This window comes from Pandoraea norimbergensis, from assembly GCF_001465545.3.
GTDB lineage: Bacteria > Pseudomonadota > Gammaproteobacteria > Burkholderiales > Burkholderiaceae > Pandoraea > Pandoraea norimbergensis.
The window spans coordinates 1,749,953-1,772,770 of the sequence record NZ_CP013480.3; the positions used below are offsets into that span (position 1 = coordinate 1,749,953).

Here is a 22,818-nt window from a genome sequence, read left to right on the forward strand (position 1 = left end):
AAGCGGGGGGAGTGTCTGACACGGGGCGGGGGCGAATGTTGAAAGACGTCGGCCGATTATACGCTTCGGATTTCGGGACGCCGGCCCGCTACGTCCCGGAAATTACCGAATGTGCAGCGCGTCATGAGTTCATTTAAGATATTCGGATTCGCCGAAGAACGATCATGAACGAACTCACTTTTTGTCCCCGCTGTGCCTCCCCGCTCGACTCACGCGATGTTGCCGGGCGCATTCGCCGGGCATGTCCCGATACGGCTTGCGCTTTCGTCCACTGGGATAACCCGCTGCCGGTCGTGGCTGGTCTCGTCGAGTATCGCGGACAGATTCTGCTGGCCCGCAATGCCGCGTGGACGGAAGGCATGTTCGCGCTGATCACCGGTTTTCTGGAGCGCGACGAAACGCCCGAAGACGGTATCCGTCGCGAGATCAAGGAAGAGACCAATCTCGAAACCGATGCGATCTCGCTGCTCGGCGTCTACGAATTCATGCGCAAGAACGAGCTGATCATCGCCTATCACGCGGTGTGCGATGGCGACATTCTTCTCTCGGAAGAACTGGCGGAATTCCGTCTGGTCGCGCCGGAGCAAGTGCGGCCATGGCCCGCCGGCACGGGGCACGCCGTGGCGGAATGGTTGCGACGGCGCAATCTACCGGTCGAATACGTGGAGTCGGCGCGGTTGTCGATTGCCGGCTGAGATCGTGCATCACAGTCTGCGCGCGGCGACTACGGTAGAATCGACGTTTCCGGGCAACGCCCGGCAGAAAATACGAATGAGACCGACAAGAGGGACATGAGCATGGAATTCCAGAAAGAAGTCGACGCACGCGGCCTGAATTGCCCGCTGCCGATTCTGCGCGCCAAGAAGGCACTCGCCGACATGCAGAGCGGCGAAGTCCTGCGCATCGTGGCGACCGACCCGGGTTCGGCGCGCGACTTCGCTGCCTTCGCGAAACAGACTGGCAACGAGTTGCTCGAATCGCGAGAAGAAGAAAAGACCTTCTACTTCCTGATGCGCCGCCGTTAAGCGGCGTCCGCCGCGCCATCAAGCCATCTCAGGCGCGGCAGACACAAAAAAGCCGACGGACATGCCGTCGGCTTTTTCATTGGTGCTGATCCTGTCGGCGACCTTGCTGATAACGCCTCACCGGCTCAGACCCTGCACACACATCACTTGAGGTCGCCGTGCGTATCGCGCAGATACTCGCGGAAGGCGTCCTTCAGTTCCGGGTGGCGCAGCGCAAATTCCACCGTCGCCTTCAGGTAACCCAGCTTGCTGCCGCAATCGAAACGCGTGCCCTTGTAGCGATAGGCCAGTACGACTTCGTCGTGCAGCAGCTTCTGAATGGCATCGGTCAACTGGATTTCACCGCCGGCACCCGGATCGATTTCACGGATGCAATCGAAGATGCGCGGACGCAGCACGTAGCGGCCCACCACACCCAGGTTCGACGGCGCCACTTCCGGTGCCGGCTTCTCGACGATGTTGGTCAGCTTGACGATGTCCGTCTCGCCCCATTCCTTGCCTTCGACAATGCCGTACGAGCGGCTTTGCTCGATGGGGATCTCTTCGACGCCGATGATCGAGTTGTGATACTGGTTGTACAGATCGACCATCTGCTTGAGCACGGGCGGCTCGCCGTCGAGCAAGTCGTCGGCGAGGATGACCGCGAACGGCTCGTCGCCCACGAGCTTTTCGGCACACAGCACGGCGTGTCCCAGACCCAGTGCTTTGGGCTGGCGCACGAAGAAGCAATCGACGTTCGCGGGCTTGATCGAGCGCACGGCGTCGAGCAGTGCAAGCTTCTGCTTCGTTTCGAGTTCGTATTCGAGTTCGAACGCGGTGTCGAAGTGATCTTCGATCGCGCGCTTGTTACGACCCGTGACGAAAATCATCTCGGTGATGCCGGCCGCTGCCGCTTCTTCGACCGCGTACTGAATCAGTGGCTTGTCGACGACCGGCAACATTTCCTTCGGGCTCGCCTTGGTCGCCGGGAGGAATCGGGTGCCGAGGCCCGCAACGGGGAAAACGGCTTTGGTGACAACTGTTTTCATTGGTATCTCCCTCTTGGATAGCGCAGATCTCAGGCGGGCAGGCGGGCGAGCTGGGCCTGCAATTTGCCGAGAACCGCTTCAAAGTCGACCAATCGTTGCTTCTCAAGTTCCACCACGTTAGCCGGGGCGCGTGCCACGAAGCTCTCGTTGGACAGCTTGCCGTGGCACTTCGCGATCTCGCCTTCAAGGCGTTTGACTTCCTTGCCGAGGCGTTCGCGTTCTGCGGCGACATCGATCTCCACCTTCAGCGCCAGCTTGTTGGCACCCACGATGGCCAGCGGTGCACCAGCGGCTTGCGCGTCAAGCGAGGCTTCGTCGGCGAGCACCTGTACTTCGGAAAGCTTGGCCAGCGTTTGCAGGTACGGAGCAATCGACTTGAGGAAGTCGACGTCGCCCGCGACCAGCAGCGGCACACGCAGTGCCGGCGAAAGATTCATCTCGCCGCGCAGGTTACGGCACGCGTCGACAGCGGCCTTCAACTGCTGCATCCACGCTTCGTCGCCCTCGTCGATCTTGCTGGCATCGGCCACCGGATACGGCTGCACCATGATGCTGGCTTCGCCCGGTGCCTTGTCGGCGGGGTAGCGCCCGGCAAGCGGTGCCACCTTCTGCCACAGCGCTTCGGTGATGAACGGAATCACCGGATGCGCCAGACGCAGCACAGTCTCAAGCACGCGCAGCAGGGTGCGGCGCGTGGCGCGTTGCTGCGCCGGCGTGCCGTTCTGAATCTGCCACTTGGCCAGTTCGACGTACCAGTCGCAATACTCGTCCCACACGAACTTGTAGATCGTGGTGGCGATGTTGTCGAAACGGTAGTCGGCGAAGCCCTTCGCGACGTCGGCTTCCACGCGCTGCAACAGCGACACGATCCAGCGGTCGGCGCGCGAGAAATCGAGTTGACCTTCCGGACCGCAGTCGCCCACGCACGGCGCCATGCCGCAGTCCTGACCTTCGCAGTTCATCAGCACGAAACGCGTAGCGTTCCAGAGCTTGTTGCAGAAGTTGCGATAGCCTTCGCAGCGCGCCAGATCGAAATTGATGTTGCGGCCCAGCGTGGCCATCGACGCGAACGTGAAGCGCAGCGCATCGGTGCCGAACGGCGCGATGCCTTCCGGGAATTCCTTGCGCGTCTTCTTCTCGATGGTCGCCGCCTGCTTCGGGTTCATCAGCCCGGTGGTGCGCTTGGCCAGCAAGGCGTCGAGCGTCACGCCGTCGACGATGTCGATCGGGTCGAGCGTGTTGCCCTTCGACTTGGACATCTTCTGGCCTTCGGCATCGCGCACGAGCCCGTGCACGTACACCGTCTTGAACGGCACCTTGCCGGTGAAGTGCGTGGTCATCATGACCATGCGCGCCACCCAGAAGAAGATGATGTCGAAGCCGGTCACGAGTACCGACGACGGCAGGAAGTGCTTGAGTTCCGGCGTTTCCTGCGGCCAGCCCAGCGACGAGAACGGCACCAGCGCCGACGAGAACCACGTGTCGAGCACGTCTTCGTCGCGCTTGAGTGCGCCGGTGTAGCCGGCGGCGCTCGCCTTGGCGATGGCTTCTTCTTCCGAACGTGCGACGTAGATGTTGCCCGCATCGTCGTACCACGCCGGAATCTGGTGACCCCACCAGAGCTGACGCGAGATGCACCAGTCCTGAATGTTTTCGAGCCACTGGTTGTACGTGGTCGTCCAGTTCTCGGGCACGAACTTGATTTCACCGCTGCGCACGACGTCGAGCGCGGTTTCGGTGATCGACTTGCCCGGATGGAACGTACCTTCCGGCGCCGGCTTGCTCATCGCCACGAACCACTGGTCGGTGAGCATCGGCTCGATGACCGTGCCCGTGCGGTCGCTGCGCGGCACCATCAGCTTGTGCGCCTTGACCGATTCGAGCAGGCCCTGGGCGTCCAGATCGGCAACGATTTGCTTGCGCGCGTCGAAACGGTCGAGGCCACGGTACTTTTCCGGGCCGTTCTCGTTGATCTTCGCGTCGAGCGTGAGAATGCTGATTTGCGGCAGGTTGTGACGCTGACCGACCGCGTAGTCGTTGAAGTCGTGCGCCGGCGTGACCTTCACCACGCCCGTGCCGAATTCGAGGTCGACGTAATCGTCGGCGATGATCGGGATTTCGCGGTCCGAGAGCGGCAGCTTGGCCATCTGGCCGATCAGGTGCTTGTAGCGCTCGTCTTCCGGGTGAACCATCAGCGCGACGTCGCCCAGCATCGTTTCCGGGCGCGTGGTCGCGACCGTGAGCGAGCCCGAGCCGTCAGCGAGCGGGTAGCGGATATGCCACAGCGAGCCTTCTTCTTCCTCGCTCACCACTTCCAGATCGGACACGGCCGTGAGCAGGGTCGATTCCCAGTTCACGAGACGCTTGCCACGATAGATCAGCCCCTGCTCGTGCAGCGTGACGAAGACGTCGCGCACGGCCTGGGACATTTTGTCGTCCATCGTGAAGTATTCGCGGCTCCAGTCGATCGAGGCGCCCAGGCGGCGAACCTGCCCGGTGATCGTGTTGCCCGACTTTTCTTTCCATTCCCACACGCGCTCGACGAACTTCTCGCGGCCGAGGTCGTGGCGCGAGACTTTCTGCGCGTCGAGCTGGCGCTCGACGACGATCTGCGTGGCAATGCCGGCATGGTCGGTGCCCGGTACCCAGAGGGTGTTGGCGCCTTTCATGCGGTGATATCGCGTCAGACCATCCATGATCGTCTGGTTGAACGCGTGCCCCATGTGCAGCGTGCCGGTAACGTTCGGCGGCGGCAATTGGATGCTGAAATCTTCGCGGGCGTCGTCGAACGTCGGCCGGGCATAGCCCCGGCGTTCCCATTCGGGGCCCCAGTGGGCTTCGACGTCCTGCGGCTCGAAGCTCTTGGCAAGCGTATTGTCGCTGTCGCTCATGGATTGGATGACCGTGTAATGCGTGAAACCTTGAATTATAAAAGATTCGGGGCGTTTTCCGCGCCGCAGCAGGATTTATAATCGGGCTTCACTCGAAAATCATTCCCGACATGCCCGATTTGCTAGCTAATCTGAACCCGGAACAACTGGCCGCCGTGACCCTGCCCGACGAGCCTGCCCTGATTCTCGCGGGTGCGGGTTCCGGCAAAACGCGCGTGCTAACCACCCGTATCGCGTGGTTGATCCAGCAAGGCCACGTGGGCCCCGCCGGCATTCTGGCGGTGACTTTTACGAACAAAGCCGCCAAGGAAATGCAGGCGCGCCTTGGCGCGATGCTCCCGATCAGCCCCCGCGCCATGTGGATCGGCACCTTCCACGGGCTGTGCAACCGGATGCTGCGCGCGCATTTTCGCGACGCTGGGCTGCCGCAGAGCTTCCAGATCCTTGATCAGGCCGACCAGCTCTCCGCCATCAAGCGGATGATGAAGGCCGCCAATGTCGACGACGAGAAGTTTCCGCCCAAGAATCTCCAGTATTTCATCAATAACGCCAAAGAGCAGGGCCTGCGCCCGCACGAGGTCGAGGCCAACGACGCGTTCAACCAGAAGTTTGTCGAGCTGTACGCGTCGTATCAGGAGCAATGCCAGCGCGAGGGCGTGGTCGATTTCGCCGAGCTGCTGCTGCGCTGTTTCGAGTTGCTCAAGCACAACGAACCGCTGCGGGTGCATTACCAGACGCGCTTCCGCCACATTCTCGTTGATGAGTTTCAGGATACGAACAAGCTCCAATACGCTTGGCTCAAGATGTTGGCGGGCGGCAACAGCGCGGTGTTCGCTGTGGGCGACGATGATCAGAGTATTTACGCGTTTCGTGGTGCTAACGTCGGCAATATGGCCGACTTCGAGCGCGAATTCCGCGTTCGGTACATGATCAAGCTGGAACAGAACTACCGCTCGCACGGCAATATTCTTGACGCCGCCAATGCGCTGATTTCGAACAACGCCCGCCGTCTGGGCAAGAATCTGCGCACCGATGCGGGGCATGGCGAGCCGATTCGCGTTTATGAGGCCGCAACCGATCTTCAGGAAGCGAGCTGGCTGGTCGAGGAAATCAAGGCGCTCGTGGCGCAAGGGCTGTCGCGGCAGGACGTCGCCATTCTCTATCGCAGCAACGCCCAGTCGCGGGTGATGGAGCACGCGCTCGTGGGCGCGGGCATTGCGTATCGTGTTTATGGCGGCCTGCGCTTCTTCGAGCGTCAGGAGGTGAAGCACGCGCTTGCCTATCTGCGACTCATCGAGAATCCGAATGACGACACGGCGTTCGTGCGTGTGGTCAATTTCCCGACACGCGGTATCGGGGCGCGTTCGCTCGAACAACTGGCCGACGCGGCCCGCTTGTACAACTGCTCGATGTACGCCGCCGTGCCCTATATGACCGGCAAGGCGGGCACCAATCTGACGGCGTTCGTGCGCCTGATCGAACAGATGCGCCGCGAGACGGAGCGCCTGACGTTGCCGGAAGTGGTGACGCATGTGGTCGATGCCAGCGGGCTGATCACGCATTACCAGTCAGAAAAGGAAGGTCAGGACCGCATCGAGAACTTGCAGGAGTTGGTGCATGCGGCCACGGCGTTCATCGCGGAAGAGGGCTATGGGCTGGATGCCCCCGCCCGCCTGATCGCCATGCGCCCCGCGCTGCCGGGGGCGCCCGATGTACTGGCCTCGCCCGATGGCGTGGTCGATGCCGATACGCCGGTGGAGATGACGCCGCTGGCGGGCTTCCTGTCGCACGCCTCACTCGAGGCCGGTGACAATCAGGCCGAAGCCGGGCAGGACGCCGTGCAACTGATGACCGTGCACGCCGCCAAGGGGCTGGAGTTCACGGCAGTCTTCGTGACGGGGCTTGAAGAAGGGCTGTTCCCGCACGAAAACAGCGCGCAGGAGCTTGATGGGCTCGAAGAAGAGCGTCGCCTGATGTACGTGGCGATCACGCGGGCCAAGGAGCGCCTGTACCTGTCGTTCACGCAAAGCCGCATGCTGCATGGCCAGACGCGCTACAACGTGCGCTCGCGCTTCTTCGAAGAAATTCCCGAGGAAGTGCTGAAATTTCTGACGCCGCGTGCCCAGCCGGGCGCGCGTGCGGCCCAGACCGAACCGGCATGGGGGCGTGACTGGTTCTCGCGTCCGCAGGTGAGCGCGCCGCGTCAGGAAGAATGGGCGGCCACGAAGTCGGAGCAGGCGCTGGCAGACCGCTCCCGCTCGGCCGGGACTGGCTTCAAGGTCGGGCAGGGCGTATTCCACACCAAGTTCGGCGAAGGCAAGATCATCGGGCTGGAAGGCGCGGGCGATGAAGCGCGTGCGCATGTGAAGTTCGGCCGCCACGGTGAAAAGTGGCTTGCACTGGCGGTGGCGAAGCTTCAGCCGATCGAATGATCGCTTGCCTGCACTCCCTCAGATGAACAAAGGGCACCCGAGGGTGCCCTTTGTTTTGTACTGACTAGCGTCGGCGGCTTACGCCTCCGGCGGTGCCACGTTCGGATCGATCGCGCCGATTTCCTGCACGCCGAAACAGCCGCGATAGCTCGCGTAGAACGAGCAATACAGCACGGCGGTGAACAGGATCGAGTAGGGCATCAGCACGATCATCGCGTACTTGCCTGCGCCAATCACCGTCATCACCAGCGCGATGATCACCGGCAGCACCGTGGCGACAAGCGCCGTGCAGATACCGTAGACGACAAACGCGCGGATGTTTCGCACGCAGGCGGTCCAGCTGAAAAACAGCGCCTTAACGGGCGACACGTCATGCCAGGCCACGAGCACCGGCGCGAACCAGAACGCCATCGCGACCGGCACGTAGGCGACGGCTGCCGCCAACATGGCCTGCGGCATTGAGCCGCCCACGAGCGAGTCTTCGTCGATGCGGGTGCCGAACAGCATCTTGCCCAGCAGGTCGCCGTCGTCGAAGAGCGCGGAGAACAGAAACACCACGATCATCGCGGCGATGTAGTAGCCGCCCAGCGCGAGCAGCCGGCGCGCCACGTCCTTGCCGTGGCCGCGGAACCCGTCGAGCAGCACGGGCGGCAGGACAGGCTTGTTTTTGATGATGTCGCGACACGCCGCCATAAAACCGACCGACAGGCCGGGAATGAACAGTAGCGGCAAAAACGCGCCCACGACCGGCAGGATCGAGAGCAGCATCACGCCGAACAGATAGGCGAAGAGCAGCGTCAGAATGGCGAGCGGGTTCTTGCGGAATAGCCAGATACCCTGGCGCAGCCACACATAACCACTCTTCGGCGGGACTTCAAGCAATTGCATAGGGTTCGATTTGCTCCGATTGGGCGTCGGGTCACAGCCAGGGAATGGAAACGGCTTCGATGCGTTCGCGCAGGATTCGTTCGAAATGCCCCGGATCGTGCGGTTTCAGCATCTCGGCCGCGCGCGGCAGATGAAAATCATACAGGCGCGAGAGCCAGAAGCGCAGCGCACCCGCTCTGAGCATGTCGCGCCAGTGCGACGCCTCGATGTCGGTGAGGGGACGCACGGTCTCATACGCACGCAACATCGCATGCACGCGGGCGTCGTCGAGCACGCCCGTGCTCAGATCGCAGCACCAGTCGTTGACGGTCACGGCAAGATCGAACAACCACTTGTCGCAGCCGGCAAAGTAAAAGTCGAAGAAGCCGCCCAGACGCGGTGCACCATCTTCGTCCTTGTCGAACAACACGTTGTCGCGGAACAGGTCGCAATGGCACGGGCCTGACTGCATGCCGCGATAGTCGTCGCTGGCGAAAAACGCTTCCTGATGCGCCATTTCGCTTTCCAGCAGGGCGAGCTCCGCGGCGCTCAGGTACGGCTTGACCGCCGGCGCGGCTTCGCGCCACCAAGGCAGGCTGCGCAGATTGGCCTGCTCCAGCGTGTAGTCGCGCCCGGCCAGATGCATGCGCGCGAGCATCGCGCCGACATGAGCGCAGTGCGCGGGCGTGGGCGCCAGTTCCGAGCGGCCCGCCAGCTTGGTCACGATGGTCGCGGGCTTGCCATTCAACTCACCGAGAATCTCACCCGTGCGATCCGGAATCGGGTCGGGCACCGGCACGCTGTGGTGGGCCAGATGTCCCATCAATTGCAGATAGAACGGCAATTGCGTGGCGGTGAGCTTCTCGAACAGCGTCAGGACGAACTCGCCGCGCTCGGTCGTCAGGAAGTAATTGGTGTTCTCGATGCCGGAGCTGATGCCCCGAAAGTCGAGAACTTTCCCCAAATCGTAGCGTTGCAGCCACTGATCGAGCTGCTCGGGCGAGACGGAAGTGAAAACGGCCATGCGTGCGTCGGGTGGATAAGACTCAAACAAACGGCCCGCGCACGTGCAACGGGCCGCTTGGCGAAAGCTGAGGCGCGGGCGGAAAACATTGGCGCCCGCGTGGCAGCGGTGAGTGGGGCAGGATAACAGAGGTCTCGGTGGAGACCCCTGCGGCAGGTATCAGAACTTCAGGCCGACAGAGGGCAGACGATCGGTTTGCGACGTGTTGTCGCGGATCTTCGGCGCATTGTCCTGCGGTGTCGTCAGTTGGTAATTCGTGCCGAAGCGCGAATGCACATCGATTTCGGTGGGCTTGCCGCGATCGCGGTACTCGGTCACGGTGGTGCCCTTGTCGTCGACGTAAAAGCTCGGCTTGCGTTCCTGATTGACGTCGACCGTCGACGTGCTGGTCGCCGCAGCGCGCGCGTCGGCTTCGCGTTTGGCGGCTTGCGCGGAAGTCTCGTTGGCGTCCTGCGCGAAAACCTGACCGGCGAACAGCAGACTGGCGCCAAGGGCCAGGGGGAGGGCGCGTGACAAGAGCGTTTTCATCATTATTCTCCGAGGGCGGGAACGCATCCGTGCCGGGGCGGCTGTGCGGCGTGACGACGCAGTGGGTTCCAATATGTGCATTCTATCAAACGTGCCTCACTTCGCATCGTGAAATATGGCGCCAAGCACCGTGGTTGCTTGCGTTCCGGCAGTTTCAGCGTGTTTCTTCACAATTGATAACAACGGCGCGCGTGCCACGCTGCGAAACTGAAGTGCATTGCGACGATTTGCTTATTACCTGAGCTTATAAGGGAATCACGAATCGTTCGTTTTCGAGGGCGAAGGCTTCTGGCATCCTGCGAAGTTGTCTCAATGGGTGGCCCGGTGCCACCCATCTGCATTTTCGGAGTTTGCAAGCCATGTCGTCTTCTGCCGCCTCGGCCGCCGTCAAAACGGCGCCCCCCTCGCCGTCGTCCCCTACGTCGTATAACGCACGTCCGCTGGCCATCGCGCTGGTGCTGATTGCTATCGGCATCGTCTATCTGCAAGCCACGGTTGGCCCGAAGCAGGCCGCCCTTGCCGGTGTGGGCGCACTGCTTGGCGTTGCGCTTTATCACGCCGCATTCGGCTTTACGTCGGCGTGGCGCGTATTCATCGCGGACCGTCGCGGCGCCGGTTTGCGCGCGCAGATGGTGATGCTCGCCGTCGGCGTCGTGCTTTTCTTCCCGGCGCTGGCCGACGGCACATTGTTCGGCAACAAGGTCGTGGGGCTAGTCTCGCCGGTAGGCGTATCGGTGGCCTTCGGGGCGTTTATCTTCGGCGTGGGTATGCAGCTCGGCGGCGGGTGTGCATCGGGCACGCTCTATACCGTAGGCGGTGGCAGCACGCGCATGATCGTCACGCTCGCGGCGTTCATCGTTGGCTCGGTGGTCGCGACGGCACACCTGCCTTGGTGGGAATCGCTGCCGCACATCAAGCCGGTGTCGCTGGTGAAGGTGTGGGGCCTGTGGCCGGCACTGATCGCCAATCTCGCCTTGTTCGCCGCCATCGGCGTGTTCACGTTGTGGGCCGAGAAGCGCCGTCATGGCCGTGTGGTCGGTGTGCCGATGACGCAAAGCGCCAAGGGCCGCCCGGCACTGTTGCGCGGTCCGTGGCCGTTGCTGTGGGGTGCTCTGGCACTCGTGCTGCTCAATTTCGCGACGCTTGCCTTGGCCGGTCGTCCTTGGGGTGTTACGTCGGCGTTCGCTCTGTGGGGCGCCAAGGCCTTCATGGCGATGGGCGTGGACGTGGCGTCGTGGCCGTACTGGGCCAAACAGACGGCCGTGCTGAACGCGCCGGTCGCGCAGGACGTCACCACGGTGATGGACATCGGCATCATCCTCGGCGCGCTGGCTGCCGCCTCGATTGCCGGCAAGTTCGCACCGATCTGGAAGATTCCCGTGCGCTCGCTGCTCGCCGCAGTCGTGGGCGGGTTGTTGCTCGGCTACGGCGCGCGTCTGGCGTACGGCTGCAATATCGGCGCGTACTTCAGCGGCATCATCTCGGGCAGTCTGCACGGCTGGCTGTGGCTGGTGGCGGCGTTCTTCGGCAACGTGTTCGGCACGCGTCTGCGTCCGTTCTTCGGGCTGGAAGTCGAGACCACGCCGCGCGAGACCGGCTGCTGAGATAGCCGTCTGACCGGCTCGGCAGAATGAGAAACGGCGCCTTGCGGCGCCGTTTTCTTTTGAAGCATTGAAGCTTTCGGGAAAGCGTTACAGATAGAACATCTTCTCGCTCGTCTCGGTCTCGGGCTCGATGTGTCCGTCGTAGAAGTCGAACACGGCCTTGAGAATCTCGTCAGGATCGTCGATGACCTGTACCAGATCGAGATCCTTCTCGCCGATGAGGCCCATCGGCAGCATCGTCGAGCGCACCCAATCGAGCAGCCCTTTCCAGAACTCCGTGCCGACCAGAATCACCGGCACGTGGCGCGATTTCTGCGTCTGGATGAGCGTGAGCACTTCGGACAACTCGTCAAGCGTGCCGAAGCCACCCGGCATGATGATGAAGGCATCCGAGTTCTTCACGAACGTGACTTTGCGCGTGAAGAAGTGCCGAAAACGCAGCGAGATGTCCTGATACTGATTGCCCTTTTGTTCGTGCGGCAGCTCGATGTTCAGGCCCACCGTCGGCGAGGCGCCGCCATGCGCACCCTTGTTGGCGGCCTCCATGATGCCGGGGCCGCCGCCGGAGATCACCGCAAAGCCGCTGTCGGAGAACTTGCGGGCGATGGTCATCGTCAGTTTGTAGAACGGCGACTTGGGTTTGATGCGCGCGCTGCCGTAGATGCTCACGGCGGGCCGGATCTCGGACAGGTACTCGGTCGCCTCAATGAACTCTGCCATAATCGTGAACATCTGCCACGACGCGCGCGCCTTCTTGGCTGTGGCGCGCTCATGGTCTGCCAGCATGCGCAGACTCGGTATCACTTTTCTTCTCTTGGTCATATGTCGGAACAGCAAAGTCTGGAAGGTAAGACGCTCTTATTGGTCGATGGTTCGAGTTATCTTTATCGAGCCTATCACGCCCTGCCGGATTTGCGCGGCCCCAATGGCGAGCCCACGGGCGCGCTCCACGGCATCGTCAACATGCTGCGTCGCATGCGTAAAGATGTACATGCAGAGTATAGCGCCTGCGTTTTCGACGCCAAGGGCAAGACGTTTCGCGATGACTGGTACCCCGAGTACAAGGCGAACCGTCCGTCGATGCCCGACGACCTGCGCGTCCAGATTGAACCGATTCACGAAGCGGTGCGAGCCATGGGCTGGCCGCTGCTCATGATCGACGGCGTGGAAGCCGACGACGTGATCGGCACGCTGGCCAAACGCGCCTCCGAACTCGGCATGCGCGTGGTGGTGTCCACCGGCGACAAGGATCTTGCGCAGTTGGTGAACGATCGCGTCACGCTCGTGAACACGATGACCAACGAGACGCTCGACGCCCCGGCGGTCGAAGCCAAGTTCGGCGTGCCGCCCGCGCGCATCGTCGACTACCTGACGCTGGTCGGCGATACCGTCGATAACGTGCCGGGCGTCGACAAGTGCGGCCCGAAAACAGCCGTGAAGTGGCTCACACAGTACGGCGACCTCGACAATCTCGTGGCGAACGCGGCAGAAGTGAAGGGCGCCGTCGGCGAGAACCTGCGCCGCGCGCTCGACTGGCTGCCGATGGGCCGCAAGCTCGTGACGGTCGCGCTCGATTGCGATCTCACGCCGCAAGTGACTTCGATTGAAGCCAGCTTGCAAACCCAGCCGGAAGACACGGCGACGCTGCGCGATTTCTTCGCACGCCATGGCTTCAAGACGCTGCTGCGCGAGGCCGAGGCGGCCGTCGCCGTGAAGGCCGGTGAGGATGCGCCCGCACCTCAAGCCGATACCCTTGAGCGCCACTACGAAGCGGTGCTCACATGGGAGCAGTTCGATGCGTGGATGAAGATTATCGAAGCCGCCGAACTCACCGCGTTCGATACGGAAACCACCTCGCTTGACGCGATGCAGGCACAGTTGGTTGGCTTGTCGTTCTCGACCGAGCCGGGCCGTGCTGCTTATATTCCCGTCGCTCACCGCGCACCGGGCGAAGTCGAACAACTGCCGCGCGACGAAGTGCTCGCACGTCTCAAAGGGTGGCTCGAAGACCCCGCGCACAAGAAGGTCGGGCAGAACCTCAAGTACGACGCCCATGTGCTCGAGAACTACGACATCCATCTGAACGGTATTGCCCACGACACGTTGCTCGAATCGTACGTGCTGGAATCGCATCGCAGCCACGATATGGATAGCCTCGCGTCGCGCCATCTGGGGGTGACGACGATCAAGTACGAAGACGTGTGCGGCAAGGGCGCGAAGCAGATCGGTTTCGATGAAGTCAGCGTGGAGCAGGCAACGCAATACGCCGCCGAAGACGCCGACATCACCCTGCGTTTGCACCGCGCGTTGTACCCGGATCTGGCGCGCGAATCGACGCTCGACTTCGTCTACGCCGATATCGAAATGCCGACCGCACGCGTGCTGCAACGCATCGAGCGCAATGGCGTGCTGGTGGATACGGCAAAGCTCGCGGCGCAGAGCGAGGAGATCGGTCGACGCCTGGTCACGCTTGAAACCGAGGCCTACGCGCTGGCGGGCCAGACGTTCAATCTGAATTCGCCCAAGCAGATCGCCGATATCTTCTTCACGCAACTGCAATTGCCTGTCGTCAAGAAGACTGCCAGCGGCGCACCGTCGACCGACGAAGAGGTCTTGCAGAAGCTCGCCGAAGACTATCCGCTGCCGAAGGTGCTGCTGGAGAACCGGGGCCTCGCCAAGCTCAAGTCGACATACACCGACAAGCTGCCGAAGATGGTGAACCCGAACACCGGGCGCGTGCACACGAACTACGCGCAGGCGGTGGCCATCACCGGCCGGCTCGCATCGAACGATCCGAATTTGCAGAACATTCCGGTGCGCACCGCCGAAGGGCGCCGCATTCGCGAGGCGTTCATTGCGCCGCCGGGCAGCCAACTGGTGTCGGCGGATTATTCGCAGATCGAGTTGCGCATCATGGCGCATATCTCGGGCGACGAGAGTCTGCTGCGTGCGTTCGCCAATGGCGAGGACATTCACCGTGCCACGGCGGCCGAAATCTTCGCGGTAACGCCGCTCGAAGTGTCGTCGGAGCAGCGCCGCTACGCCAAGGTGATCAATTTCGGCCTGATCTACGGCATGAGCGCGTTCGGTCTCGCGGCCAACCTCGGTATCGAGCGCGATGCGGCCAAGCAATACATCGACCGCTACTTCATGCGCTATCCGGGCGTGGCGCGCTACATGGACGAGACGCGCAAGAGCGCCAAGGCGCGCGGTTTCGTCGAAACGGTATTCGGTCGCCGCTTGTGGCTGCCCGATATCAATGGCGGCAACGGGCCGCGCCGTCAGGCGGCTGAGCGCGCGGCAATTAACGCGCCGATGCAAGGCACCGCGGCCGACCTGATCAAGCTCTCGATGATTGCCGTGCAGCGCTGGCTCGACGATAGCGGCTTGCAAACGCGTCAGATCATGCAGGTGCACGATGAACTGGTGCTCGAAGTCCCGGATCACGAACTGGCAGAAGTCAAAAAGCGCTTGCCGGAGCTGATGTGCGGCGTGGCGAAGCTGCGCGTACCGCTGGTGGCCGAGGTGGGCGTGGGTGAGAACTGGGAGCAGGCTCACTGATTCTTTGCGCGAGTTTTGAACGGTTTTTGAATCGGTTTTGCAGGGCGTTTGAAGGCGTTTGCACGGGCTCAACATGAGCGCTGCAATGGGGCCGGTAGGGGTTTGCAACGGTTGCGCAATAGCGGAAATAGGGATTGAGCCATACCCTATGACCGCACTCTGCGGTAAGGTGATCGCTATTGCCGGGCGGACAAGTGCCGACCGGCCGGACGGTTTTCCAAGCACGGGGAGTTATCGTGAGTGTGCATCGTATTGTGGTGGTCGGCGGTGGTGCCGGCGGTCTGGAGCTTGTTACCCGGTTGGGCGACAAGTACGGGCGTGGCAAGGACGTTCAGATTACGTTGGTCGATCGTTCGATGTCGCACATCTGGAAACCCCTGCTGCATGAAGTCGCAGCCGGCGTGATGGACACGGCGACGCATCAGCTCTCGTACGTTGCGCAAGCCAACTGGCATCACTTCGAATTCGCTGCCGGCGAGATGATCGGTCTCGATCGTGCGGCGAAAACGATCCGGCTTGCCGCGCTTCCTGCCGCAGCCGACGAAGGCGAGGGCGATTTGCTGCCCGAGCGTACGCTGCCCTACGACACGCTGGTGCTCGCCATCGGCAGCACGACCAACTTCTTTGGCGTGAAGGGCGCGCAGGAAAACACCATCGCACTCGATACCGTCGAACAGGCGGAGCGCTTCCGCCGCCGCTTGATGGCGGCATGCGTGCGTGCCCAGAATGCGGCGCAATCGCCGGTGGTGCCGGTGGTTGCCGAGGCTGCGGCCGTGACACCGCCTGCCGAGGTGGGGTCGCCCGGGGCGGCTACGGGGGCGTTGTTGAGTGCGCCCAGCATCGCGAGCAATGCCATCAGCGCCGAGGACCGCCGCAAGGTCAATCTGGTGATCGTGGGCGCGGGGGCGACCGGCGTGGAGCTTTCAGCGGAACTGCGCAACACCGCTGAAGTGCTGCGCTCGTACGGCCTGAAGCTCGATCCGCGTAAGGACGTACGCATCACGATCATCGAATCGAGTCCGCGCATTCTCAAGGCGTTGCCGGAGCGTGTGTCGAGCGCAGTGGCCGGCCTGCTCGGCAAGCTCGATGTCGACATTCTGTGTGGCGATTCGGTCGCAGAAGTGCGTCCGAACGAAGTGACGACCACGGCTGGCAGAGTGCTGCCTGCGGATATCACCGTGTGGTCGGCGGGCATCACGGCACCCGCCGTGCTTGGCACGCTGGGGCTTGCAGTCAACCGCCTGAATCAGATCGAAGTGCAGCCGACGCTGCAAAGCGTGACCGATCCGGATATCTTCGCGTTCGGCGACTGCGCCAGTTGTGCGTGGCCGGATCACGGCTTCGTGCCGCCCCGCGCACAGGCCGCTCACCAGCAGGCGAGCTTTCTGGTCAAGGCGATCGATGCCCGGCTGAAGGGGCAGAGCCTGCCGACGTTCACCTATCGTGACTTCGGCTCGCTCGTCTCGTTGGGCAAGTTCAGCGCGGTGGGCAACCTGATGGGCGGGCTCATCGGCGGCAGCATGTTCATCGAGGGCTTGTTCGCGCGGGTGATGTACACGTCGCTCTATCGCATGCACGTGGCGGCGCTGCACGGCGTGTGGCGCATGATGCTCGACACCGTGGCCAATCGCTTGCGTCGCTCGACCGTGCCGCGCGTGAAGCTCCACTAACGTTGTCCATCGCGGCAGATGTGGCCCCGTGTGGCCGCATCGTCGCCGCTGCCTCGCCAGATTCTTGTTCAAAATTCAGACACTTCCGAGTGCTGGCGAGGTTCTCTCCGAGTGCAAGTTCTGCACGCTTTCTAGTAATATCCGAACGTACTGTCGCGCCCGGAATCAATGGCGCGGAGCGACTGTTCAGGGCCATTCCGGGCTGTTCAATCGTTTTTCTTCGGTTCCCCTCGTTTTCCTCCGTTTTCTTTTCTTTACCCACTGCTCTTCTCCTGGAGTGCGACATGTCGCAAGCAGATCTGGATAGTCTCGTGCCCGAAGTGGCGCCCCGTAACCGGCGCGATTTTCTGAAGACGGCCGTCGGGTCGGCGTTCGCACTGGCGGTGCTGCCGGTGGCGGCCGAAACCATTACCACCGACACTCAGGGGCTCGACGCGGGCGAGGTCATGCTCGACGTGCCGGGCATCAAGATGCCGGTGTACTACGCCAAGCCGGCGGGCAAGACGCATCTGCCGACGATCATCGTGGTCTCGGAGATCTTCGGGGTGCACCAGCACATTGCCGACATCTGCCGCCGCTTTGCCAAGCTGGGCTACCTCGCGCTGGCCCCGGAATTGTTTGCGCGTGCCGGTGATCCGCAATCGCTGGGCACCATCGCCGAGATCCAGTCGCAAATCGTCTCCAAGACGCCCGATCAGCAAGTGTTGACCGACATCGACGCCACGGTGAAGTGGGCGGTGGCCAATGGCGGCGACGAGAAGCGTCTGGGGATCACGGGCTTCTGCTGGGGTGGCCGCATTACCTGGCTGTACGACGCCTACAACCCGAACGTGAAAGCCGCCGTTGCGTGGTATGGGCGGATCGTGGGTGACCCGAGCGCCAGCTTCCCGCGCAACCCGATCGACATTGCCGGCCAGCTTCATGCGCCGTTGCTTGGTATGTACGGCGGTAAGGACACCGGCATTCCGGTGGCCAGCGTCGAGCAGGCGCGCGCAGCCCTTGCCAAGGGCAACGCGGCGTCGAAGGCCTCGGAGCTGGTGGTGTTCCCGAACTCGGGCCACGCGTTCTTCGCCGACTACCGCGCCAGCTATGTGGAAGCCGATGCCAAGGCGGGCTGGGCGAAGGCGCTCGAATGGTTCCGTAAGCACGGTGTCGCCTGATCGGCCTTGCACGCCGGGCCATCCTAAGTCACATCAAGCCATACCGAGCCATATCAAGCCATACGAGGCTGTACCAAGCACTATGCAGGGCAAACCGTCGGGGCGCGTAGGGACGATGGTTTGCCTGCCAGCGGAAAAGCTGGTTAAATCGCCGGCTTGCCTGCGGGAGAACCACCATCGACGCCACGCTCATTTTCATTTTCATCGCCACGCTTGCCTCGGGCGTGCTGAGTCTCGCCGGTGCGGCCTCGCTCTCGCTGGGCTTGCTGTCGCGGCTTATCGACAAGATGGTCAGCTTCTCGGCGGGCGTGCTGCTTGGCACGGCGTTGCTGCATCTGCTGCCCGAGAGTCTGGAGTCGCACGTCGATGCCCACATCATCACGCGCTGGCTACTGGGCGGCTTGCTTGGGTTCTTCTTGCTAGAGAAGCTCGCGCTGCTGCGTCACAGCCACCATCACGAAGGCGACGGGCATCATCACGAGCACGGGCACGACGCGCATGAGGCGGGCAAGGGCGGCTGGATGATCCTCGTGGGCAGTGCGATTCACAATTTCGCCGATGGCGTGGTGATTGCGGCTGCGTTTCTGACCGATCCGAGGCTGGGTGTCGCCGCCACCGTGTCGATCACCGTGCACGAGGTGGCGCATAAGCTGGGCGACTTCATGGTGCTGCTCAACGCAGGGTTCAAGCGTCGCAAGGCGCTGGTGCTCACGCTGGCATCGAGTTTGACGGCGTTGGCGGGTGGCGTTCTCGGCTACTTCATGCTCGACCGCTTGCAGAGTCTGATTCCGTATCTGCTGGCCTTGGCGGCAAGCAGCTTCATCTATATCGCGGTGTCGGATCTGATGCCGCAAATGCAGCGCCGCACGTCGCCGCGGGACGCCTTGCCGCAGATCCTGCTAATTGCGGTGGGGCTGGCGCTGGTGGTCTGGCTCAACGGTCACGACCATGAGCATGGTCACGGGCACGACCACGACGGCGGCGGCAGTGCGCTGGCATTGGTCGGTGGTCACGACACCGGGAAGTCGGCGGGGCAGTAACTGCCTGGCGGGACGCGAAGCACCTAGATCAAGGTGACGAAGGCGGTAGGCGGGAGATCGTCGTTGCGGCCTTCACGGTCACACGGGTTTCTAATGATCATTGCAGTGTCCCGCAAAGTAAAAAGAGCATCCCGAGGGATGCTCTTTTTATTCCTGTACTCACCAACGCTGAGCCGGTAACAACATCACCCGACTCAGGGTTGCGCGCCCGTCGACACGGGGCGGCGCTTGTCAGCGCACCATTCGCTCCACGATCCCGGGTACAGGCTGGCCCCGTGCAGACCGGCGACTTCCATCGCGAGCAGGTTATGGCAGGCGGTGACGCCTGAGCCGCACTGCGAAATCACGCGCTCGGGCTGGCGGTCCTTGCCGATGACCTGAATGAATTCCTCACGCAGGGTCGCGGCAGACTTGAACCGGCCGTCCGCGCCGAGGTTGTCTTTGAAGAATCGGTTCGCCGCGCCCGGGATATGGCCGCCGATCGGGTCGATTGTTTCGTTCTCACCGCGATAACGGTCGGGTGCGCGGGCGTCGATCACCAAACGCTCGTGCGAACTGAGATTGCGCTCGATGGCAGCCGCGTCGGCGGTGGTGGCCAGCGGCTCGCCCGGCGTGAAGTCGCCTTCGGGCGGCGCTTCCGGCGGGGCCGCGTCGAGCTTGAAGCCGGCGCTTTCCCACGCTTGCAGGCCGCCGTCGAGCACGGCCACCGACTCGTGGCCCAGCCAGCGCAACAGCCACCAGAGACGGGCGGCGTACATGCCGCCCTGTGCGTCATACGCGACAACCTGCTGACCCTTCGACAAGCCGCACGCAGCCAGATGGCGCATCAGCGTGTCGCGATCGGGCAGGGGGTGACGGCCGTTCTTGCCCGTCGGCTTGCCGGACAGGTCGCGTTCGAGATGCGCGTAAAACGCACCGAAGATGTGCCCTTCGACGTAGGCGGCTTCGCCGGCCGCGGGGTTGGCGAGATCGAAGCGGCAATCGAAGATGATCACCGGGGCACCGCCACCGGCGGCTGTTTGCATCAGGGCGTCGAGATTTTGCGGGCTGATGAGCGTGGTGAAGTGGGTGTGAACCATGACGTCTCCGCAGGCGGGCGTGGGGGAAGGCGGGCGAAGCCGCGACGACCCCTCAGGAGGTGGTCGTAGGCCGGCGCAGCGCGGTCATGCCACTCGCCACGATGAGCAGCATGCCGATCCAGCCAGCCAGCGCGGGCCAATCGTCCCAGACAAGCATGCTGATCAGTGTAGCGAAGATTACGCCGGAATATTGCAGATTCGCGGTGACCAACGTGTTGCCGAGGCTGAACGCCCGTGTGAGCGCGGTTTGCGCAATCAACGCGGCGACGCCGATGGCGAGCATCAGGCCGGTACCGCGCCATGTCAGGGGGTGCATGCCCTCGATGGCCACCCAGCCCAACCCGAGCAGAACGCCCCCGGCGGAGAAGTAGAAGACGATGCGCCAGTCCGGTTCGCCAGCCGCACCCAAATCCTTTACCTGCATATAGGCGATGGCGGAGAACATGCCCGAGATCACGCCGGCAACCCCGCCGCCCCATGCCTGACTGTCGACCGTTGGTTGCAACAACAGCGCGACGCCGACAAATCCCGCAAAGATGGCGGCTACCAGCCGGAAATCGGTGCGCAGACTGCCGCGCATGGCCGCCGTCGCCATCACGATCAGCGAGATCCAGATGGGCGACATGTAGTTGAGCGTCATGGCCGTCGAGAGCGGCAATTGGGTGAGCGAATAGAACCAGAGCCCGAGCGAGATTACGCCGGCGGTACTGCGTTTGACGTGGGAGCCGAAGTGGCGCGTGCTGATTGTCTGACCACGTATCCCGGCGATGACCAACAGCACGATGACACCGATCAGGCTGCGGTAAAGAACGATTTCGCCGGTGTTGTATTCGTTTGCCGCCAGCTTGATGCAGAGCCCCATCAACGTGAACATGAAGGCGGAGACCAACATCCAGAGCGATTGCATGGCGAATTGTGGCCGATGGATCGGCGATGAGGAGCTATCGGGAGCGTATCTGCGCGTAACTGACCAGATGGCGCAGGGAAAGACAGGCAGGCGAGGCCGAGGGGAGCGATGCAGAAGTCATGCGGCCGTGGTGATAGCCGTGCTGGCGTGCGGTTGTCTCCTCAGAGCTCTGCGTCTCCTGATGCCTTCGTCGCCCGGTATCTATCGAAAGCATGGCGACGATTCTAACGAAAACGGCGGGCACTTGGCCCGCCGTCTTCACTTATTTCGGCAAATATTTAATTCAGTCTCGCGGGTACGACACCGCTGTCTCATCAGATGAGATTTTGTGGGCAATGACTCAAAAATCACCCATCTGGCGCCGCAGGAACTCATGGAAGTGCTGCATGCCGTCTTCCATCGGACTTTGGTACGGGCCGACTTCAGATACGCCGCGTTCGTACAACGCGCGGCGTCCGGCATCCATGCGCTCGGCGATCTCGTCGTCCTCGCGTGCGGTTTCCATGTACGCCGCCCGTTCCGCTTCGATGAATTCGCGCTCGAAGAGGGCGATTTCCTCGGGGTAATAGAATTCGACGATGTTCGTCGTCTTCTGCGGGCCACGCGGAATCAGCCACGACACGACCAGCACGTGCGGATACCACTCGATCATCAGATGGGGGTAATACACCATCCAGATCGCGCCGAAGTCCGGCGGTACACCTTCGCGGTAGCGCAGCAGCACGTCGTGCCATTGGCGATAGATCGGGCTGCCCGGCTTGCCGAGACCTTCATGCACGCCAACCGTTTGCACGCTGTACCAGTCGCCGAACTCCCAGCTCAGGTCTTCGCACGAGACGAAGCTGCCCAGCCCGGGGTGGAACGGCACGACGTGATAGTCCTCGAGATAAACCTCGATGAACGTCTTCCAGTTGTAGTTACATTCGTGCACTTCGACGTGATCGAACATGAAGTTCGAGAAGTCGAGATGGTGCTTCACGCCGAGGCGCGAAAGATCGACCTGCACGTCGCGGCCTTCTGCCTCGAACAACAAGCCGTTCCAGCGTTGCAGCGGGAACTTGCCGAGGTTCAGGCAGGGCTTTTCCGGGAAATGCGGCGCGCCGAGCAGTTCGCCCTTCGTGTCGTAAGTCCAGCGGTGAAGCGGGCACACGATGTTGCGCGCGTTGCCACGGCCATTGAGCATGACCGCCTGGCGATGGCGGCAGACGTTGGAGAGCAGTTCGATGCCGCCGTGCTCGCCCGCACCGTTGCGGACCAGCATGCGGCCTTCCTGCTCGGCCGGGAGGGCGAAGTAATCGCCGGCTTCCGGGATCATCAATTCATGGCCCACGTAGCGGGGACCATGCTGGAAAAGGACTTCACGCTCGCGGGCCAGGAGGGCCTCGTCGAAGTACGTGTAGACCGGCAATTGGCTCGAGGCCGGTTTCAGTTGCAATGCGCTGCTTAGATTGGACATTCCCACTCCCGTCGAGCTTGGAAAGCAGTGAACAACCCAACCATCGAAAAATCGATTTAGGGGAACCGATGATTATACCCGGTATGCGCGTCAAGCGGCCGCTAAGTCCATGATTTGCGTTAAATATTGTCCGAAAAATGTCGTCACTTGCGCTTTTGAAGCGATTCGCGCTCTGCGAGCCGGGACGCTTTTGCCGTAAAATGGAACATTCGACCCGAATTTTGCGTTTATGGCCAAGACTGCAAAGTCGCAAGACGTGGCACCTGAGGTGCCGCAAGACCTGCCCGAAACCTATGAAGCCGCACTCGTCGAGCTCGAACAGCTCGTCGGCCGGATGGAAGGGGGCGAGCTGGGTCTGGAGGAATCGCTGGGGGCATACCGGCGTGGCGCGGCCTTGGTGAAATATTGCCAGGGTTTGCTCGAAAAGGTTGAGCAGCAGGTCAAGGTGCTCGAGGGCGAAACATTGAAGCCGCTCGACGCAGACCGCGACGAATAAAAGGCGTTCGAGGCGTTCGAGGCGATCGAGTTACGCCGCATGGCGACCCA

18 protein-coding genes are annotated in these 22,818 nt (G+C 62.3%); 9 read left to right on the forward strand and 9 right to left on the reverse strand.

Going from position 1 to position 22,818, the window contains the following annotated elements; all coding sequences use genetic code 11:
• The first annotated feature begins 164 nt into the window (after nt 1-164).
• Nucleotides 165-695, forward strand: a complete 531-nt coding sequence (locus AT302_RS07865) for an NUDIX domain-containing protein (RefSeq protein ID WP_058377954.1) — start codon at nt 165-167, stop codon at nt 693-695.
• Between the two features lie 102 nt (nt 696-797).
• Nucleotides 798-1,025, forward strand: coding sequence for a sulfurtransferase TusA family protein (locus tag AT302_RS07870; RefSeq protein WP_058380179.1), 228 nt, complete (start codon nt 798-800; stop codon nt 1,023-1,025).
• Between the two features lie 143 nt (nt 1,026-1,168).
• On the opposite strand, the gene galU is transcribed toward AT302_RS07870, so the two are convergent.
• Together galU and AT302_RS07880 are read right to left on the reverse strand one after the other, a co-directional pair.
• The gene (gene galU, locus AT302_RS07875; protein ID WP_058377955.1) at nt 1,169-2,053 is read right to left on the reverse strand and encodes a UTP--glucose-1-phosphate uridylyltransferase GalU; all 885 of its coding nucleotides are present in this window, start codon (nt 2,051-2,053) and stop codon (nt 1,169-1,171) included.
• Between the two features lie 29 nt (nt 2,054-2,082).
• Complete coding sequence (locus AT302_RS07880; RefSeq protein ID WP_058377956.1) at nt 2,083-4,944, reverse strand: valine--tRNA ligase; 2,862 nt, start codon at nt 4,942-4,944, stop codon at nt 2,083-2,085.
• A 110-nt stretch (nt 4,945-5,054) separates the two neighbouring features.
• On the opposite strand from AT302_RS07880, the gene AT302_RS07885 reads away from it, so the two are divergent.
• Entirely contained in the window at nt 5,055-7,376 is a 2,322-nt protein-coding gene (locus AT302_RS07885) for a UvrD-helicase domain-containing protein (protein ID WP_058377957.1), read from the forward strand.
• A 78-nt stretch (nt 7,377-7,454) separates the two neighbouring features.
• Here the strand turns inward: AT302_RS07885 and AT302_RS07890 are convergent, their stop codons facing one another.
• The 3 genes from AT302_RS07890 to AT302_RS07900 all read right to left on the reverse strand — a co-directional run bounded on the left by AT302_RS07890 (nt 7,455) and on the right by AT302_RS07900 (nt 9,798).
• Nucleotides 7,455-8,264, reverse strand: coding sequence for a BPSS1780 family membrane protein (locus AT302_RS07890; RefSeq protein ID WP_058377958.1), 810 nt, complete (start codon nt 8,262-8,264; stop codon nt 7,455-7,457).
• A 31-nt stretch (nt 8,265-8,295) separates the two neighbouring features.
• A complete protein-coding gene (locus tag AT302_RS07895) occupies nt 8,296-9,267 on the reverse strand; it encodes a homoserine kinase (protein WP_058377959.1) in 972 nt (323 codons plus the stop codon).
• A 159-nt stretch (nt 9,268-9,426) separates the two neighbouring features.
• Nucleotides 9,427-9,798: a hypothetical protein gene (locus AT302_RS07900; RefSeq protein WP_150791001.1), complete on the reverse strand. Its 372-nt coding sequence runs from the start codon at nt 9,796-9,798 to the stop codon at nt 9,427-9,429.
• A 356-nt stretch (nt 9,799-10,154) separates the two neighbouring features.
• Between AT302_RS07900 and AT302_RS07905 the strand changes: the two genes are divergently transcribed.
• The gene (locus AT302_RS07905) at nt 10,155-11,399 is read left to right on the forward strand and encodes a YeeE/YedE family protein (protein WP_084656089.1); all 1,245 of its coding nucleotides are present in this window, start codon (nt 10,155-10,157) and stop codon (nt 11,397-11,399) included.
• Nucleotides 11,400-11,486: 87 nt separating this feature from the next.
• Here the strand turns inward: AT302_RS07905 and AT302_RS07910 are convergent, their stop codons facing one another.
• Nucleotides 11,487-12,221 carry an LOG family protein gene (locus AT302_RS07910; RefSeq protein ID WP_058377961.1) on the reverse strand — a complete coding sequence of 245 codons (735 nt, stop codon included), beginning with the start codon at nt 12,219-12,221 and terminating at the stop codon, nt 11,487-11,489.
• On the opposite strand from AT302_RS07910, the gene polA reads away from it, so the two are divergent.
• From polA to AT302_RS07930, 4 genes are all read left to right on the forward strand, one after another.
• Complete coding sequence (gene polA, locus AT302_RS07915) at nt 12,222-14,960, forward strand: DNA polymerase I (RefSeq protein ID WP_058377962.1); 2,739 nt, start codon at nt 12,222-12,224, stop codon at nt 14,958-14,960.
• A 242-nt stretch (nt 14,961-15,202) separates the two neighbouring features.
• Complete coding sequence (locus AT302_RS07920) at nt 15,203-16,630, forward strand: NAD(P)/FAD-dependent oxidoreductase (RefSeq protein ID WP_058380181.1); 1,428 nt, start codon at nt 15,203-15,205, stop codon at nt 16,628-16,630.
• A gap of 284 nt (nt 16,631-16,914) precedes the next feature.
• On the forward strand, nt 16,915-17,790 hold the full coding sequence (locus AT302_RS07925; RefSeq protein ID WP_058377963.1) for a dienelactone hydrolase family protein: 876 nt from the start codon (nt 16,915-16,917) through the stop codon (nt 17,788-17,790).
• 191 nt (nt 17,791-17,981) lie between these two features.
• Nucleotides 17,982-18,830 (forward strand): ZIP family metal transporter, encoded by an 849-nt coding sequence (locus tag AT302_RS07930; protein WP_407668843.1) that lies wholly within the window; start codon nt 17,982-17,984, stop codon nt 18,828-18,830.
• Between the two features lie 194 nt (nt 18,831-19,024).
• On the opposite strand, the gene AT302_RS07935 is transcribed toward AT302_RS07930, so the two are convergent.
• From AT302_RS07935 to AT302_RS07945, 3 genes are all read right to left on the reverse strand, one after another.
• Nucleotides 19,025-19,909, reverse strand: coding sequence for a sulfurtransferase (locus AT302_RS07935; RefSeq protein ID WP_058377965.1), 885 nt, complete (start codon nt 19,907-19,909; stop codon nt 19,025-19,027).
• 52 nt (nt 19,910-19,961) lie between these two features.
• Nucleotides 19,962-20,816, reverse strand: a complete 855-nt coding sequence (locus AT302_RS07940) for a DMT family transporter (protein ID WP_058377966.1) — start codon at nt 20,814-20,816, stop codon at nt 19,962-19,964.
• 340 nt (nt 20,817-21,156) lie between these two features.
• A complete protein-coding gene (locus AT302_RS07945) occupies nt 21,157-22,272 on the reverse strand; it encodes an aromatic ring-hydroxylating oxygenase subunit alpha (protein WP_058377967.1) in 1,116 nt (371 codons plus the stop codon).
• Between the two features lie 229 nt (nt 22,273-22,501).
• Here AT302_RS07945 and AT302_RS07950 point away from each other — a divergent pair, with 229 nt between their 5' ends.
• Entirely contained in the window at nt 22,502-22,768 is a 267-nt protein-coding gene (locus AT302_RS07950; RefSeq protein ID WP_058377968.1) for an exodeoxyribonuclease VII small subunit, read from the forward strand.
• Nucleotides 22,769-22,818 lie beyond the last annotated feature (50 nt).